Source organism: Exiguobacterium sp. s142 (assembly GCF_018618455.1).
Taxonomy (GTDB): Bacteria; Bacillota; Bacilli; order Exiguobacteriales; family Exiguobacteriaceae; genus Exiguobacterium; species Exiguobacterium aurantiacum_A.
This window is the reverse complement of record NZ_JACSMB010000002.1, coordinates 84,741-101,717: the sequence shown is the minus strand read 5'-3', so window position 1 is coordinate 101,717 and position 16,977 is coordinate 84,741. Positions and strand designations below refer to the sequence as shown.

The 16,977-nt window shown below is 52.8% G+C and carries 15 protein-coding genes and 1 other annotated feature; of the genes, 4 read left to right on the top strand and 11 right to left on the bottom strand.

From position 1 onward, the window contains the following. Window positions 1–13: 13 nt before the first annotated feature. Genes KNP77_RS02965 through pepV form a run of 4 tightly spaced genes read right to left on the bottom strand, consistent with a single transcriptional unit; the run spans window position 14 to window position 4,001 of the window. Window positions 14–853 carry an NERD domain-containing protein gene (locus KNP77_RS02965; protein WP_071397856.1) on the bottom strand — a complete coding sequence of 280 codons (840 nt, stop codon included), beginning with the start codon at window positions 851–853 and terminating at the stop codon, window positions 14–16. After that, window positions 823–1,398 (bottom strand): RNA 2',3'-cyclic phosphodiesterase, encoded by a 576-nt coding sequence (thpR, locus tag KNP77_RS02960; RefSeq protein ID WP_131490414.1) that lies wholly within the window; start codon window positions 1,396–1,398, stop codon window positions 823–825. Before thpR ends, KNP77_RS02965 begins: the two co-directional genes overlap by 31 nt. A gap of 6 nt (window positions 1,399–1,404) precedes the next feature. Continuing rightward, entirely contained in the window at window positions 1,405–2,556 is a 1,152-nt protein-coding gene (locus tag KNP77_RS02955; protein ID WP_236633356.1) for an MFS transporter, read from the bottom strand. A 59-nt stretch (window positions 2,557–2,615) separates the two neighbouring features. After that, window positions 2,616–4,001 (bottom strand): dipeptidase PepV, encoded by a 1,386-nt coding sequence (pepV, locus tag KNP77_RS02950; protein WP_131463862.1) that lies wholly within the window; start codon window positions 3,999–4,001, stop codon window positions 2,616–2,618. Between the two features lie 306 nt (window positions 4,002–4,307). Between pepV and KNP77_RS02945 the strand changes: the two genes are divergently transcribed. Next, window positions 4,308–4,529 carry a DeoR family transcriptional regulator gene (locus KNP77_RS02945; RefSeq protein WP_083274163.1) on the top strand — a complete coding sequence of 74 codons (222 nt, stop codon included), beginning with the start codon at window positions 4,308–4,310 and terminating at the stop codon, window positions 4,527–4,529. A 99-nt stretch (window positions 4,530–4,628) separates the two neighbouring features. Here the strand turns inward: KNP77_RS02945 and KNP77_RS02940 are convergent, their stop codons facing one another. Together KNP77_RS02940 and KNP77_RS02935 are read right to left on the bottom strand one after the other, a co-directional pair. Further along, window positions 4,629–5,339 carry a pseudouridine synthase gene (locus KNP77_RS02940; protein WP_131463864.1) on the bottom strand — a complete coding sequence of 237 codons (711 nt, stop codon included), beginning with the start codon at window positions 5,337–5,339 and terminating at the stop codon, window positions 4,629–4,631. Continuing rightward, window positions 5,329–7,035, bottom strand: coding sequence for a putative polysaccharide biosynthesis protein (locus KNP77_RS02935; protein ID WP_131504684.1), 1,707 nt, complete (start codon window positions 7,033–7,035; stop codon window positions 5,329–5,331). Before KNP77_RS02935 ends, KNP77_RS02940 begins: the two co-directional genes overlap by 11 nt. A gap of 140 nt (window positions 7,036–7,175) precedes the next feature. On the opposite strand from KNP77_RS02935, the gene KNP77_RS02930 reads away from it, so the two are divergent. Continuing rightward, complete coding sequence (locus tag KNP77_RS02930) at window positions 7,176–8,453, top strand: BaiN/RdsA family NAD(P)/FAD-dependent oxidoreductase (RefSeq protein ID WP_214888404.1); 1,278 nt, start codon at window positions 7,176–7,178, stop codon at window positions 8,451–8,453. A gap of 310 nt (window positions 8,454–8,763) precedes the next feature. Here the strand turns inward: KNP77_RS02930 and KNP77_RS02925 are convergent, their stop codons facing one another. From KNP77_RS02925 to KNP77_RS02905, 5 genes are all read right to left on the bottom strand, one after another. Continuing rightward, window positions 8,764–9,273, bottom strand: a complete 510-nt coding sequence (locus tag KNP77_RS02925) for a pyrophosphohydrolase domain-containing protein (RefSeq protein ID WP_131441468.1) — start codon at window positions 9,271–9,273, stop codon at window positions 8,764–8,766. Between the two features lie 14 nt (window positions 9,274–9,287). Beyond that, complete coding sequence (locus KNP77_RS02920) at window positions 9,288–10,379, bottom strand: hypothetical protein (RefSeq protein ID WP_214888401.1); 1,092 nt, start codon at window positions 10,377–10,379, stop codon at window positions 9,288–9,290. 117 nt (window positions 10,380–10,496) lie between these two features. After that, window positions 10,497–12,899 (bottom strand): leucine--tRNA ligase, encoded by a 2,403-nt coding sequence (leuS, locus tag KNP77_RS02915; RefSeq protein ID WP_131490421.1) that lies wholly within the window; start codon window positions 12,897–12,899, stop codon window positions 10,497–10,499. 42 nt (window positions 12,900–12,941) lie between these two features. Then, window positions 12,942–13,159, bottom strand: a binding site (T-box leader). Between the two features lie 57 nt (window positions 13,160–13,216). After that, window positions 13,217–13,963, bottom strand: coding sequence for a bacteriorhodopsin-like (locus KNP77_RS02910; RefSeq protein ID WP_131441465.1), 747 nt, complete (start codon window positions 13,961–13,963; stop codon window positions 13,217–13,219). A gap of 131 nt (window positions 13,964–14,094) precedes the next feature. Further along, the gene (locus KNP77_RS02905; RefSeq protein ID WP_214888398.1) at window positions 14,095–15,276 is read right to left on the bottom strand and encodes an MDR family MFS transporter; all 1,182 of its coding nucleotides are present in this window, start codon (window positions 15,274–15,276) and stop codon (window positions 14,095–14,097) included. Window positions 15,277–15,452: 176 nt separating this feature from the next. Here KNP77_RS02905 and mnmL point away from each other — a divergent pair, with 176 nt between their 5' ends. Next, a complete protein-coding gene (gene mnmL / locus KNP77_RS02900; RefSeq protein ID WP_214888395.1) occupies window positions 15,453–16,430 on the top strand; it encodes a tRNA modification radical SAM protein MnmL/YtqA in 978 nt (325 codons plus the stop codon). Next, window positions 16,384–16,953 (top strand): tRNA 5-(aminomethyl)-2-thiouridylate-methyltransferase MnmM, encoded by a 570-nt coding sequence (mnmM, locus tag KNP77_RS02895; RefSeq protein WP_214888392.1) that lies wholly within the window; start codon window positions 16,384–16,386, stop codon window positions 16,951–16,953. The genes mnmL and mnmM overlap by 47 nt, the downstream gene beginning before the upstream one ends. Window positions 16,954–16,977 lie beyond the last annotated feature (24 nt).

Below are 16,977 nucleotides of genomic sequence, written 5' to 3'. Positions count from 1 at the left end.
GTTCCATCCTCTCCTACTGATCCAAAAATTGTCGAAACGGCATCTGTGCTGTCGTATCTAGAAGTTTCGCCACATCTCGAATTTGTTGGGCTTTCACGATGGATGCCCTCGCATTGACTTGTTTCATCCATTGGTCGTAATCCGACCGTGAAACAAACTGGGTCGCGCGTGTCTCCGGCACATGATCGAAATAGCCGTTCGGAGCCAACGCCACTTTTTGGATGACCCCATCATAGGACGGAAGAAACTGCCTTACGATTTCTTCGGTGCGTGTCAATGCGATGAGCGGATTGACTACACGTTTATTTTCCCCTTTGAGCGGTTGATGAATCCAAGTCTTCTGTTTCGACACGTGATAGATGCTGCGGTCACCTTCAAGCCATTCAACGAGATAAATATGCGACGGCCCAACGATGATATGGCTTAGTTCAACCATGGCCCCGTTCCACTCGACGACAGGACGATACATGAAAAAGTGATGCTCGTTCCATTCTGTGAGCATATGCCGATAACTATAGTCCCGCAAAAAAGCTAATAGTGGCATGTCCGCTTCTGTTGCCCCTTCGCACGCAAATTGAAGCTTTTGGATGCGGCGCCGGTTTGTGAGCAGCGTTTGAAATTGTTTTTCCGTCAACGGGTTCGCTTCGAGCTCGATGCGCTCCGTACGACGCCAAAATTTCCACCACGGGTTTTCAAACTCCATGATTTCCGGCGGAGTTAGCCGATTTGAGTCGTAGAGTCTGCGCATTCGCGCCGTATCGGATTCGATATACTCTTGAAAACGATTGAATTGATCGAGCATGTTCCGTTCATATTTAGAAATTACGTCAAAAATTTTAATCGGGATCGCCATGTGTCCTCCTCTGAATGCGCTAGCGGAAATACTTCAACTGCTTCATAGGCAGGAGTCTTTGTCGGATTGATTCGATAGAGCACTACTTCTGTGATTGCTTCTTCCACGTCAAACGCAGGTGCGATATAAGGGATCCGCTCGCCGGTATCCCATTTCTTTGCAAGGGTGACGTGTGCTGCGAACGGTTTCCGATCGATTGCTGAAATCTCTTCTGCCAATTTGCGCCGAAGTGTACTGACGAATGTCGAAAGCGCTACAGACGGATTCGGGATGATTGTCAGCACGCGCGGACGATCGGGTCTCCCAAAATGATCAATCTGCTGAAAATATAACGTGAACGGCGCCGTTTCGTGCGCCACGTCTCGAGTGATCTCTTTGACTGCCTCTACTTGGTCATCGTCTAATGCCCCTAAAAATTGAAGCGTCAAATGAAATTCCTCTGGTCGATAAACCCGGCGATAGGAATAGAACGGTAAGATGTCCCGTTGGATTTGTTCAAACTGTCGCGCTTCAATCGGGAGCGCTATAAAATAATGTGTCGACATCGCTCGTCATCCTTTCTCACGGAACCGTCTCAGTCCCAAGAATAAAATCGCGCCGATGACACTGACTGCTGTGTACATCCAAAATACACCGATAATGCTGTCTACTTCAATGATAATCCCGCTCAACTGATTGAATGCGGCTGTCGCCAAGCCCGATGTGACAGCCATATAGACGCCAATCGCTGTCGAGGTGACGTTTAAGCTGACGAGACTTCGGACAAACTGAAGTGCAACCGGAATGAGCAACCCGACGACGAGTCCTTGAACGATGGCGAGCAACCAAACGACCCACAACGACGGTTCGAGTGCGAGCCAACCGTTCCGAAGCGCTGAAATCAAAGCTGCCCCAGCGAGTACGTTGACAGTGCCGAGACGTGCGACAATTTGATGCGCCACTTTCATAAACGGGATCTCACAGAGCACCGCCACTAAAAACAACGTCCCGACGAGCGTCGTCGAGCCGCCGATGCTCGTCACATAAATGCCAAAGTAGTAGTTGTTTGCGTAAATCGGACCAAAGACGAGCATGCCGCCGACTAAAAACGCCACGAACGGTGCATTCCAAATGGCTGACCAAGCGAACGGGGCTGCTGTCGTCGTATGGGTTACACCCGTATCCGTAATTTGCTTCAAGGCGACGGTTCCGACGACGAGCACGATCGCACTAAGCAGAAACGTACTCGATAACCCCCATGACGTATCCGCAATCCGGCCGATCATGAAGACCGCGATAGCAAACCCGGCCGAGCCGAACAAACGGATGGCTCCGTAATCGATTTTAGCGCGGGACGTGTAATCGAGCGTCATCATATCGACGAGCGGAATGTGGGCACATTGAAATATCGACCAGACTATCATCAACAGAATGATCCAGACGTACGATGTCGCAAATAAAAATGTGATCGAGATTGCCGCAGCCGCAATCATTGCTAACATTAACCAGGCGCGGGTTCGGCCCGTGCGGTCGGCCAGCATGCCCCAGAGTGGTTGTACACCAATCGATAAAATGGGCAAGATAGCGACGATCGTCCCGACCTCACTTGGTGACAAATCAAAACGTGCTTGTGAGAAGAACAAGGCCATGTAAGGGATGAGGGCGCCTTGTGCGAAAAAGATGGCGACATAAATCGATTGAAACGATTTTTTTTGCTGGTTCACGTTCAACTTCCTTCCTAACAGACAGAGAGCCAACCGATGCAGTCAGCTCTCAAAGGTTATTATTTAGCGAGCTCATAAATTGCTTCCGCATAGATTGCGGCCGCACGTAATAAATCTTCAACTTCCATATACTCGTCGACCTGATGGGCGACATCTTTCGCTCCCGGGAACAACGCGCCGAACGCGACGCCGGCTTCGAGCGAGCGGGCATACGTACCGCCTCCGATTGCCATCAGGTGCGCTGATTCACCAGTTTGGCGCTCATAGACGCCTGCTAATGTTGTCACGAGCGGATGGTCTTCCGAAACGTGGTGTGGCGGCATATGGTGTTTTGTCGTCAATTCGAAACCGAATGACAACGCGATTTCTTTCAAGTTTTGCAGACGTTCCGTGAACTTTGCCGTATACGGGTAACGGATGTTGACCGTCGCCATCCGCTCCGTGTCGTTGTAGCGGAAGACGCCACCGTTGATCGTCAAATCCCCGGTCTCGTCGCTCGCTTCAATACCGAGCGAGATGCCGCGTGAGTCCGCAAAGACGTGACGGACGAACTCGATGTAGCGCTCACCTTGAATATCGAGCGCGAGCGTGAGCAGGAAGCCTGCGAGCACGTAGGCCGCGTTCACCCCGTTGTCTGGTTCCATCGCGTGGGCCGCGACGCCTTTTATTGTGAACGTGTACATCCCTTCTTCAAAAACACACGTCCCGTCCGCTTCATACTTCTCGAGATACGCCTCGAATTGGTCTTCGAGCACTTCATTCGTTTTCAACACCGCTGTCGCAACGTCTGGCACCATGTTCGGGCGTTCCCCGCTGATGAACGAGACGAGGTGATGTTTCGTTCCCGTGCCGTGCTGAATCGGAAGTTGCTTGAGCACGCCATCGTATAGACCTTTCTCGGCGTTGATGATCGGGAAATCGGCGTCAGGCGCAAACCCATACGTCGGCATCTCTTCTTGTTTGAAGTACTCACGGACGCAACGCCACTCGCTCTCTTCGTCACAGCCCGCAATGAGCCGGACCCGTTTCGATAGTGGCAAACCGAGCTCTTTGACGATCCGCAGTCCGTAATAGGCAGCCATCGTCGGTCCTTTATCGTCATTGCTGCCGCGTGCAAAAATTTTGCCGTCGGTGATTGTCGGGTTGAACGCCCCATATGTCCACCCGTCCCCGGCCGGTACGACATCGAGATGGCACAAGATGCCGACGAGTTCTTCACCTTCGCCGTATTCTAAATGTCCCGCATATCCGTCGACATCCTTTGTGATAAAGCCATCACGTTGACCTAGCTCGAGCATATAGTCGAGCGCTTGACGGACTTCTGGGCCGAACGGCTCGTTCGGTCCTGTTTTCGATTCGTTTAACACGCTCGGAATTGTAAGTAATCCTTTAAGATCGTTTAAAAACGCATCTTTTCGTAAGTCGACTTCTTGTCTCCAGTTCATGTCAATCTCCCCTTTGCGAATGTTCTCTCCCTTATTAGTATATCCAAATGTCAGAAAGACGAACATTTATTTCGAAAATAATTTTTCGTTCGTCTTTAAGCTCTATAACCGATGATTTACAGTTCGTTCATTCGATATTTACGTTCATAACATGTTCTTTACATTGAAATCGTTCGTTCTTTTCTCTTGCTTTTCTGTTTAGGAGCGTTATACTTAAGATGTAATTTTAGAAAATAACAATTTCATATTTCATTCGTCGTCCGTCGGTTTCGTCTTTCACCATTCTACGCATTGGGAGGTCATCCAATGAAAGGTTCAACAGATCGTATGCTAACCCGTATTAAGTCGATTTATTTATTTATCAACGAAAGGGATTGCGTTACCACTTCAGAACTAGTAGAAGAGTTCGGCATCACATCACGCACTGTCCAGCGTGATTTGAACGTACTTGAATACAACAATCTTGTAGAAAGTCCGAGTCGCGGCACGTGGACGTCATCGAAACGTTCACTGAAGACGGCAAATTGAATATAATTACAAGGGGTTCCGCGAGCGGGGCCTCTTTTTTTACATAAAAAATGAGACCGGATGCCTTTCCGACATCCGGTCTCACTTTTCACTCCTGATTCATGACAAAAACTGTTCGACTTCTGCTTCAGTCAGTTCACGGTATTCACCAGGCTGTAACGATTCATCGAGTTCGAGCGGTCCAATTTGGACACGTTCGAGCTGTTCGACGTGCTTACCGACCGCAGCGATCATCCGCTTGACCTGATGATACTTCCCTTCCGACAACGTCAGGCGAACGACCGATTTTTGGCCCGTCTGACTGAGCACTTCAAGACGCGCCGGTTTCGTCGTGTATCCGTCCTCGAGAGCGACTCCTTCCGCGAACGTGCGGATGTCCTCGACCGCAATCTCACCGTCGACTTCGGCGATATACACCTTGTCGACGTGTTTACGCGGTGACATGAGAGCGTGGTTGAACGCCCCATCGTTCGTGATGAGCAGCAGGCCCGTCGTATCTTTGTCGAGACGACCGACAGGAAACAGCTCGTAATGGGCGTAAGCCGGGTCGATCAATTCGATGACCGTCGACTCAACTTTGTCCTCGGTCGCACTGATGACACCAGCCGGCTTATTCATCATCAAGTAGACGAACGGACGGTACTCGACCGGCTCACCGAGCACGGTGACCGTCTCACTGTCCGTGTCGACGTGACGTTTCGCATCTTTCACAGGTTGGTCGTCGATTCGAACCGCTCCCTGTTTTAATAACAGTTTCACGTCTTTACGTGAACCATAGCCCATATTGGCTAACAACTTATCAATTCGCATTATTTTTCCTCCGATATTGGAATCGTTTTCCTAACAGTTTCCCGGCCAAGTGGCTTCTCCATCCGAGATAGCCATACACGACGAGCCCGATCCCGAAGCCGACGACGGTCGCAACGATGTCATTGCTCCAACTCGGTTGGTCATTCAGCGTGATGAACAACGACCCATACACCGCAACGAACATCGCCGCACCCATCGCAAACATGAGGATCGTGCGACGTAACAGTTGTTTGTATGGGAACTGAAGTGCCCGTTGAATCTTCCACACCATGAGGATGATCGCCACGATGTATCCGGCAATCGTCGCATAACCGGCACCGATGCCGCCGAGCGCGTATACGAACGGGACGTTCAAGACGACTTTCGTCAAGAGCCCCATCGCTGTCGCGAAAATCGTGAAGTATTGTTTATTGATTCCTTGTAAAATTGCCGCAGCGACCGAGTAATAGGCGAGGAAGAATGCACTCGGTGCGTAATGGAGCAAGTAGACCCACCCTTCCCGGTCACCCGGGAAGAGCGTCCCAAACAACGGCTCTGAGAGCGCGACGAGTCCGATGACGGCTGGAATCGTCACGAAGAACGATACTTGGAAAATATGATTGACTTGATTGCGGACTTTATCCATGTCCCCGTGTGTGAACGATCGGGTGACGAGTGGAATCGTCGCCATCGACACACTGGCCGCGATCGATACCGGGATCAAAACGATCTTGTGGGCGTTACCGGTCAAAAAACCGAACGCCGACGTCGCCTCAGCCACCGATTTCCCAGCGTTAAGCAGCGTGTTGACCATCGTCAACTGATCGACGAACTGGTAGAGTGGTGTCGACAAGCCGACCATGACGATCGGAATCGAGTAGCTGAGCAATTCGAGCAAGAGCGATTTCATCGAACGGACCGGCGTTCCTTCAGGGTTGTCGGTCTGTCGATGAATGTCTTTTCGCTTGCGCCAGTACATCGCGAGGACGACGATACTCCCGATCGCACCGATGAACGCGCTGAACGTCGCGATCGTCACGGCGAGCACTTTCAATCCGTTCAGTTCCGTCGTCTCGACCGCCGCCGTCCCGCCGAGCGTGTCAGCGAGCGGACGAACGAACTCCGAGTCTGAGAAGACGAACAAGACGAGCATCGTTCCGCTGAGCAAGAACATGATGCGTACGATCTGTTCGATGACTTGTGAGATGGCCGTCGGGGCCATATCTTGATGTCCCTGGAAATAACCACGGACCATACTCATCGCCGGGATGAGCAAGAGCGCAAAACTGACGCTTCTTGTGACGAGCGTGAGCGAGTCGATATACTGTTGATTATTTTCCGAATTGCGGACCATGAGCTCCGACAACCACGGAGCGGCAAAGAAGAGTAAGAAAAAGGCGACGACACCGGTCGCGAGCATCAGCTTCATCCCTTGCCGGAACAGCCGTTGACTCGTCCCATACTCGCCGAGCGCGTTATACTTGGCGATGAATTTTGAGACGGCAACCGGGATCCCTGCCGTCGAGATGGCGATCATGAGCGCATAATACGTATATGCCGCTTGGTATAACGTAACACCGGCAATCCCGACCATCGCTTGGAACGGGAACGTGTACAGCAGTCCGAGCGCACGGGAAATCAAGTTCCCGGCTGATAAGAGCAGCGTTCCTTTGACGAAGGATTCTCGTCCTGAATCTTGTTTGACGCTTGATGACATGAGATACCTCCATCTATTCATACAACGTTTGAAATGTCCTAGTTTTACAAAACGACCGTTTCTCATTATACTCTTACTGTTGCGGATAATAAAGTTACGATAATTTTACGTGTCGATTTGAAACAGAAACGAGGGATACTATGATGAAAGATGTCATCGTCATCGGAGGAGGCCCAAGCGGCCTGATGGCGACCTATGCAGCCGCAAAAGCCGGAGCGAACACGCTCCTGATTGATAAAGGTTCTAAGCTCGGACGCAAACTCGCCATTTCAGGAGGAGGACGTTGCAACGTCACGAACCGGAAACCGGTCGACGAGTTGATTCAGTTCATCCCTGGTAACGGCCGCTTTTTATATAGCGCCCTCGCCCAGTTCGATAACCAGTCCATCATCGATTTGTTCACGGGCTTCGGCATCCCGTTGAAAGAAGAAGACAACGGCCGGATGTTCCCGGTGACGGACAAGGCCCAGGACGTCGTCAACACGCTCCTCCGGGCAATTGATTCGCTCGGTGTCGAGATTCGGAAGAACGCGAAAGTGAAAACGCTCCATTTTAATGAAGCAAATGAGTTCGAGGCGGTCGAGCTAGAGGACGGGGAACGAATCGAGGCCAAGGCTTGCGTCATCGCCGTCGGCGGTCAATCCGTCCCCCACACCGGCTCGACAGGCGACGGTTACCCGTGGGCCGAGAAAGCGGGGCACACGATCACCGAGCTGTTCCCGACCGAAGTGCCGATCCTCTTGAACGATTCGTTCATCGGGACGAAACAGTTGCAAGGGCTATCGCTTCGTGACGTCGCACTCACCGTGCACGGTAAAAAAGGCAAGCCGATCAAAACGCACCGCGGCGACATGATCTTCACCCACTTCGGTATCTCGGGTCCGATCGCACTCAGATGCAGTCAATATACGATCAAAGAACGCAAACGCAGTAAAGAACGGGTCGTCGCATTGTCACTCGACTCGTTCCCGGACATGGCGCGCGATGAGCTCGTTCAATCGTTATGGAATCAAGTCCAAGCCCAACCGAAACGTGCCGTCAAAAACGTCTGGAAAGGGTTCATCCCGGAACGGATGCTCGACCTTCTCTTGGCTGAACTCGCTTTCGGCGAAGAGGACGCGAGCCAGTTGAAACGACAATCGGTCATCGATTTCGCGACGCGTCTCAAGACGTTCGAACTGCACACGACAGGTACGCTCGACTTCGACAAGGCGTTCGTCACGGGCGGCGGTGTCTCGGTCAAAGAGATCGCCCCACAGACGATGATGTCAAAGAAGGCAGACGGTTTGTTCTTCGCCGGCGAGGTGCTCGACATTCACGGATACACGGGCGGCTATAACATTACGGCCGCTTTCACGACCGGCCACTGCGCCGGGTCACATGCGGCGGAATTCTCCACACTCGAGCCTGCAACGTAAAGAGAGCGTGGACTAACAGGAGTGATATCGCTCGTCCTATCGGCGCCCACGCTTTCCGCAGGCAATCCCGGAGCCGCATCGCGACAAACGTCGCTGCTGGGTCTCCGGCGGATTGCTTTCCTGCAGGAGTCGGGGCGCCGTCTGACGAGCAACGTAAACGGTCGACATCGGTCTACTGCGGACTCGACTTCAATTTTATGTTAGGCAGAGCGCCTTAAGGCCATCGAACATAAAAAAAGATGAACCAGATCGCTTTTTACGATTTGGTTCATCAACAACCTGAGAGCGTGGTCCTAGTGACCACGCTCTCTTATTTTTCTGCCATTTGGCGACGGACCTCAGCCTCGAGTTCCGGCTCAGGTGGCATCCACCCTTCAGGCTTCATGACTTTATTGTCTGACGCGCGCAGGATTGGCAATCCGTCCGGGCCGAGTTTCGCCATGTTGGCACGCTGGACGATTTCAAACAGCGGCACCGGGTCGAGCCCGAGCTCGACGAAACTCCCCATCACGAAATAGAGTGCGTCCGTGAGCGCATCACCTTGTCCGACGAGCCGGTCGACGTCGTTCGTCGGCGGCGCTTCTTGGAGCGACTTGTGCACGGCTTTCTCAAACCCTTGTTGGAACGTCGCGACGGCTTGCAAAAACTCGTCTTCCGTCCGGGCCGACTGGTGCAAAAATTCGACGACCGCTTCTTCTGCCGTCCAGACCGACCGTTTCACGGCCCGGTCAAGTTCGAGCGGGCTCGGCACGCTTGCTTCCGGGTGACCGAACGTTTCGTGAAACTGACGTACTTCTTCATAAAAATAACGTTTACTCATTTGATCCGCTCCTATCAGTCGACCGAGACGAACGCGTCAAGGTCGAACACATCTGGTCGTACGATTGCAAAAATTTCATTGTCTTGCAGGAACATGCCGGTCGAACCGTAGACGCGGGGCGTCACCATTTGACCGTTCATCGTCCCTTCGCCTGGGTTGATCGTGTATAACACGAGTTCTTCCGAATCGAGGACGTAAATCCGTCCTTGCCGTTCGACAAGACCGACCCCACGGAACTTCTCAAACTTCTGTTGAATCGAGGCGCTCATCCCTTCCGTCGTGAGCGACTTGCGTGATTCAATCGTCCACTCCGTCAACGGTTCGACGTCTTCTGTTTCTTCCGTTCCTTCTGATTGAAGTGCCTCATCTTCCGGAGAGACAGCATCCGTCTCGATCGTTTCTTCAGCCGATTGGGTCGGTTCATCCGTTGCTGGGTCGGCTTCCTCATCCGGTGTCGCTTCGGCTTCATCCGGCGTTTCCGCCTTCATAATCCGTTCTTGAACGTAGATGAGTTCGATATCCGGCGCCGCTGCCGTGCGGTTCATGATGATGAGCCGTTCCGTCTCTTGGTCGTACCCGAGCCCGAACAGCCGATCGGTCGAAACAAGCCCGCCGATTGCTTTTCGTTCGCGCTCCATCCAACGTCCTTCTTCTCGCTCGATCGTCACGATGACACCGGTCGATGTGACGGCATAAATTTTATCTTCTGCAATCATACGCATCCCGATAAAGTCACCGAGCGGGAACGATTGATTCTCGGTCTCGAGCTTGAGCGAAGCGTTCACTCGATTCGCGTTTCCGCTCACTTCAAAGAAGTCGTTGTCTTTCGTCAAGACCAAATAAGCCCCGATCGTGTCGCTATAGTAAACCTCGTCAATATTCTGTATTTGTTCGAGCGCATCGGTCGTATCGATGTCTTCTTCGTCTGGCGAGGCCTCGACCGGAGGCATCGACGTCGCTTGATGACTCGTTTGAATCTCAATCTTTTCAAATGTCGCAGCGATTTGGCTTTGAATGTCTTCGTCTGAAAAAACGAACACGTAACAAAGAATCACGCCGACTACGACCGCAAACAACGTCGTGTACAGTACGTAAGATCGTTTCATGGACGCTTAGTCCCCTTTATATTCAGTGTCGCCCTTTAGTGTAACAAAACCGCCTCAAAAAGAAAACGGCATCCCCAAAAAGAAAGGAACGTGTGACAATGTCACACATTCCTTAACTTATCCTACGACGATGTTAACGAGTTTACCTGGGACGACGATCACTTTACGGACCGTTTTTCCTTCAGTGAACTCTTGTACACGCTCGTTCGCGAGTGCCTCCGCCTCAAGTGCTTCTTTTGAAGCGTCGCGCGTCACGTGCATCTTCGCCCGAAGCTTACCGTTCACTTGGATGACGACCTCGATCGTATCGCTGACGAGTTTCGACTCGTCGAACGTCGGCCACGCCGCATACGTCAACTCTTCTGCCATCCCGAGACGCTCCCACAACTCTTCAGCCAAGTGTGGTGCGACCGGAGCGAGCATCTTGATGAAGTTGACCATCTCTTGCTTCGGTAACGTGTCTTGCTTGTACGCTTCGTTGATGAAGACCATGAGTTGCGAGATCGCTGTATTGAAGCGAAGTGCCTCATAATCTTCCGTCACTTTTTTCACAGTCTGATGGTACGTGCGCTCAAAGTCGGCCGTCGCAGCGACGTCTTCGAGTTTCGCTTGTTCAAACAAACGCCAGACACGGTCGAGGAAACGACGTGCCCCGTCAAGGCCGTTTGTCGACCACGCGATGGCCGCATCAAGCGGTCCCATGAACATCTCATAGAGACGAAGCGTGTCGGCACCGTGTGATTTGACGATATCGTCCGGGTTGACGACGTTGCCTTTTGATTTCGACATCTTCTCGTTGTTCTCACCGAGAATCATGCCTTGGTTGTAGAGCTTTTGGAATGGTTCGTTCGTCGGGACGATCCCGATGTCATAGAGCACTTTGTGCCAGAAACGCGCGTAGAGCAAGTGTAGGACCGCGTGTTCCGTCCCACCGACGTACAAGTCGACCGGGAGCCAGCGCTTCAACTTCTCAGGATCGGCGATCATGTCTTCGTTATGCGGATCGATGTAGCGGATGTAGTACCAGCAACTGCCGGCCCATTGCGGCATCGTGTTCGTCTCACGACGACCCTTCTCACCCGTCACCGGGTCTGTGTACGTCAACCACTCGTCTGCGTTCGCGAGTGGTGACTCGCCTGTGCCTGACGGCTTGATCTCATCGATGATCGGAAGTTCGAGCGGAAGCTCTTCGATCGATACCGTCTTGAGCGTCCCGTCTTCCATATGAACGATCGGGATCGGCTCGCCCCAATAGCGTTGACGGCTGAACAACCAGTCACGGAGACGATACGTCGTCTTCGCCCGGCCCGTGCCGGCAAGTTCAAGTTCTTCGATGATTTTGGCGATGGCATCGACTTTATTGAGACCGTCGAGCGCTCCTGAGTTCACATGTTCGCCGTCTTCCGTGTAAGCCGCTTCATCCAAGTTACCACCTTTGACGACTTCACGGATCGGGAGGTCAAACGTCTTCGCGAACTCATAGTCTCGCTCATCGTGGCCCGGTACGGCCATGACCGCACCCGTGCCGTACGTCGACAAGACATAGTCAGCGATCCAGATCGGAAGTTTTTCCCCGTTGACCGGGTTGACCGCGTAAGCGCCCGTGAAGACACCCGTCTTCTCTTTGGCGAGATCGGTCCGTTCGAGGTCGGTCTTCTTCGAGACTTCTTCCGCGTACGCTTCGACCGCGACGAGTTGTTCCGGCGTCGCAATCGCTTTGACGAACGGGTGCTCCGGCGCGAGTGTGACGTACGTCGCTCCGTAAAGAGTATCAGGCCGCGTCGTGAACACGGTAACGACTTTATCGTGCCCGTCGACTTTAAAGTCGACTTCGGCGCCGACCGATTTTCCGATCCAGTTGCGTTGCATCTCTTTGACGCTCTCTGGCCAGTCGAGTGTTTCTAAATCATCAAGCAACCGCTCGGCGTAATGCGTGATGCGGAGCACCCACTGTTTCATCGGGACGCGGTAGACCGGGTGGTTCCCACGCTCAGACAATCCGTCGATGACTTCCTCGTTAGCGAGTACCGTACCGAGGGCCGGACACCAGTTGACCGCCACTTCGTCGACGTAGGCGAGGCCACGCTCATAGAGCTGCGTGAAGATCCATTGCGTCCACTTGTAGTATTTCGGGTCGGTCGTGCTGATCTCACGGTCCCAGTCGTACGAGAAACCGAGGTCTTTCAACTGACGGCGGAACGTCCCGATGTTACGCTCCGTGAACTCGCGCGGGTCGTTCCCTGTGTCGAGGGCGTACTGTTCGGCCGGAAGACCGAACGCGTCCCAACCGATCGGGTGAAGGACGTTATAGCCTTGCATCCGTTTCATACGGGCGATGATATCTGTCGCCGTATAACCTTCCGGGTGACCGACGTGAAGTCCGGCTCCTGACGGGTAAGGGAACATGTCGAGGACGTAGAAACATTCCTTGTCCGGGTCTTCCGTCGTCCGGAATGAATCTTTCTCTTCCCAACGTTTTTGCCATTTCGGCTCGATGTCTTGATGTTTAAAATAGCTCAAATTTCTTCCTCCTCTGCATAATAAAAAGCCCTCCGCCCCGGTAAATGGGACGAAAGGCTTGAAAGCTCTCCGCGGTACCACCCATGTTGCATGTCTGCCACTTGAGACGCCGGTAACGAGGCGTAACTTCGGTTCACCCTACTTTTAGTTCAGGCGAACAGCTCCAAGGCGAGTTCTCGCGGTCCATATACCGGTTTACACCAACCACCGGCTCTCTACAATATCGACCTTACGATACTATTCCTTATCAACGCAATTTTTATCTCACCTCTTCATTCTAGCGCAAGATAAAAATCCACGTCAATGTGAACTTACAATCACGTTTTAATTTGTTTGAGCGTCGAGATCGTTTTCACTGCGAAGAAAGCGATCAATCCGAATCCGACCTTGTTGACCAAGTCGGCGACGTTGTAGATGAGCTCACGCACTAACTGAACCTCTACCCCGGTCGCGAACAGCGTGACCGCGTAACCGATCGGGTAAATCGCCCAACCGATCAAGATGAACAGGCGCATGTTGAGCAGCGCTTTCCGAATCGGGGCCGGCGACGATTCCGCCGCTTTCGTGACGTTCGTGAACAGCAAGTAGATAATATAGATCCAGGCCAAACAACCGACTAGATAGCCCCATAATCCAAGTTGCGTAAAGCCGCCGTTCAAGTTGATCGATGATTCACCGAGATATCCCGAAACGATCATAATAATGTCGGCGACGATCAATTTCGTCAGCAGTCCCGACTTCATCTTCCCTTTCAAACTGAGGAGCAACGGGAACTTCACGAGCAAGAGCGGTGTTGTCACGAGCCAATCGATATAACGAATCTCGGTTGGGAAACCTGTGATCTCAGACAACAGTCCCGAATCACCAACGGCGTCCTTCATGAAATAGTAATGGATGGCAGCGACAAACGTGACCAAGGCAGCGACCGTGGCGACGGAACGATATTCCGGATCGAGGCTGTTTCGTTCCACTAGAAAATAGAGCGTCGCGGCGGCCATTCCGACAAATCCGACCCAAAACATGTATTGGGTCGCGAGCACGAGTAAATTGACTTCTTCGTTCATGGTGTACATCCCCTCATCGGCTAGAAACAGGAAACGACGGAACGATTATGTGAAAGGATCCTTTACCTAGATTTTAAATGAGATTGCAACATCGCATGCGAATTGAATACGCGGTCGATGTGCAATTCGAATCAAGTTTGACGATTCAACGAACTGATTTTCATAAAGAAGAACAGCGCTGTGATAATGAGTAGAAGCAGCAATCCAAACACAGCGTTCATCCCGAGCAAATCGAACGTGAGTCCTGAGAGCGTCGGTCCAATCATCCGTCCGACCGACGCGGCGATGTTGACGAGTCCTTGGAACTGTCCGGCTTTACCTGGAGGTGCAAGTTTTGCGGCGATCGTCGGAACGGCCGGCCAGATGAACATCTCACCGATCGTCATGACGATCATCGCGACCATGAACATCGTAAATCCTCCCGCGAACGGGACGATGATGAAAGCAGCGAGGAAGATGATGGCACCGACGACGAGTTGGCGCTTCAAATCGTCTTCAAAGTAGCGCAGCGCCCGGTTGAGGAGCGGTTGAGCGAACACGATCAACGCTCCGTTGACCGTCCACAGCAGTGAATATTGGCTGATCGTCACACCGAGGTCTTTCGAATGGACGGCGATCGTTCCTTGCCACTGGACGTAGACGAACCAGAGTGCGGCATAACCGATGGCGACAAACCACATCGATTTCATCGTCGCGCCAGAGAGCGTCGTCGCCGCGGCCTCGATCTGAGACTGGACGATTGGACGACCCGGGTTTTTCAAGTAACGCAGGCCGAACAACAGCACAACGACGAAAAGGACCGACAAGAAGAAGTTCGCATAGAAGATCCACTCGATGTTGATACGCGCGATCTGACCGCTCATCGCCGTCCCGAGGGCGACACCGACGTTTTGGGCGACGTAGATCGCGTTGAACGAGCGCCGGCCGCCTTCAGGCCAGATCAAACCGGCAAACGCGTACACGGTCGGAAAGACGAGCCCACCCGAGAACCCGATCAAACCGAGCCAAGCCAAATACCCGAAGAACGTGGAATGAAACAATAAGAAGCCGAGCGAGCTCGCGAGCAACAGCCCGACCGAGATGACGAGCGTCCGCTTCCCGCCGATGCGGTCGAACAACGTCCCGCCGATATAGTTACCAGCGATGGCGAGCGCTGAGTTGACGAGTAGCGCAATACCTGCGAGCGTCATCGACTCGCCTAAATATCCATTAATATAGAGTGTGTTAAATGGCCATAAAAAAGACGCCGCCGTTGTGTTGAGCGCCATCGCAATGACTAGAATCCATACCGAAATCGGCATTTTATTGTTCATACCCGTTACTCCTTTCATTCCTTTAAACGATAAAAAATCCGGCACGACGGCCGAATCTGTGATGAGTCCTTCTCCAAGCTAACGGAACGCTACATAACTGTCAAGAAAAATTACTTATTATGAAGTAAAGCAAGCTCCACCTTGTGATAGCATGAGCAAGGAAGGAGAGGATAGCATTGAATAATCCGTTTGGCCAAGCTAGATTCCACAAATTAAATGAAGCGTATCGTCGCGAATTCGGCGAGAAAGTGTTCAAAGTCCCGCTCGATGGCGGCTTCACGTGTCCGAACCGCGACGGCCTCGTCTCAAAAGGCGGCTGCACGTTCTGTTCGGATGACGGCAGCGGCGATTTTGCCGGCAACGCCTGTGATCCGATCCCGGTCCAGTTCGCCGAGGGCACGGCCCGTCTGCATCGGAAATGGAAGCAGGCGTTGTATATCGCCTACTTCCAAGCGTTCAGCAACACGTACGCACCCGTAGAGCGCTTGCGCGAGCTGTTCGAACCGGCACTCGCAGAAGAAGGCGCCGTCGGACTCGCGATCGCGACACGACCCGACTGTCTGCCAGACGACGTCGTCGACTATCTCGCTGAGTTGAACGAGCGGACGTCACTCACGGTCGAACTCGGCCTGCAGACGATCCATGATTCAACCGCGAAAAAGATTAACCGGGGCCACGACTATAAGACGTTCCTCGATGGTCTCGCGAAACTGCGGAGCCGGAACATTTCCGTCTGTGTCCATATCATCAACGGGCTTCCCGGTGAAACGCCAGACATGATGCTCGACACGGCCCGAGAAGTTGCTAAAATGGATATACAAGGAATCAAGATCCATTTGCTCCACGTCTTAAAACAGACGCCGCTCGCCAGACAATACGAGTTAGGGCTGCTCGAACTCATGGACGAGACGACATACGTTTCGCTCGTCTGCGATCAGCTCGAGTACTTACCGCCTGAAATCGTGATTCATCGATTGACGGGCGACGGTCCACCCGACTTATTGATCGGACCGACGTGGAGCCGGCACAAAATGGCCGTCTTGAACGCCATCAACGCCGAGTTGGAACGTCGTGATTCCTTCCAAGGAAAAAAGAAGGATGAGATCTATGGGATTAATGAGAGTTTTACCGTTCGCGAAGCATCTATTAAGTGAACACGTTACAGACGGTGCCGTCGCCATCGATATGACGGCCGGCAACGGACACGATACATTGTTTCTAGCAGAACGAGTCGGCAGCGGCCACGTCTACGCGTTTGACGTCCAAGAGGCGGCAGTCAAGGCGACGACAGACCGCATCACCGCCGCCGATCTGCTTGATCGTGTCTCGGTCGTCCACGACAGCCACGACACGGTCAAGGCGGTCGTCGCGGATGAAACCCGTCCGATCACGGCGGCCGTCTTCAATCTTGGCTACTTGCCCGGGAGCGACAAGTCGATCACAACGACCGGCAACACGACGATCGACGCCCTCGAGCAATTGCTCGACGTGATGGCCGTCGGCGGTATCATCGTCGTCGTCATCTACCACGGCCATGAGAGCGGGAAAGTCGAGCGGGACGAGGTGCTCACGTACGTCGAGTCACTCGACCAAAAACGAGCCGGCGTCCTCCGTTACGGTTTCGTCAACCAAATCAATCATCCGCCATTCATCGTGGCGATCGAAAAACGGGCATGAAAACAGGCGACTCACGCGAGTCGC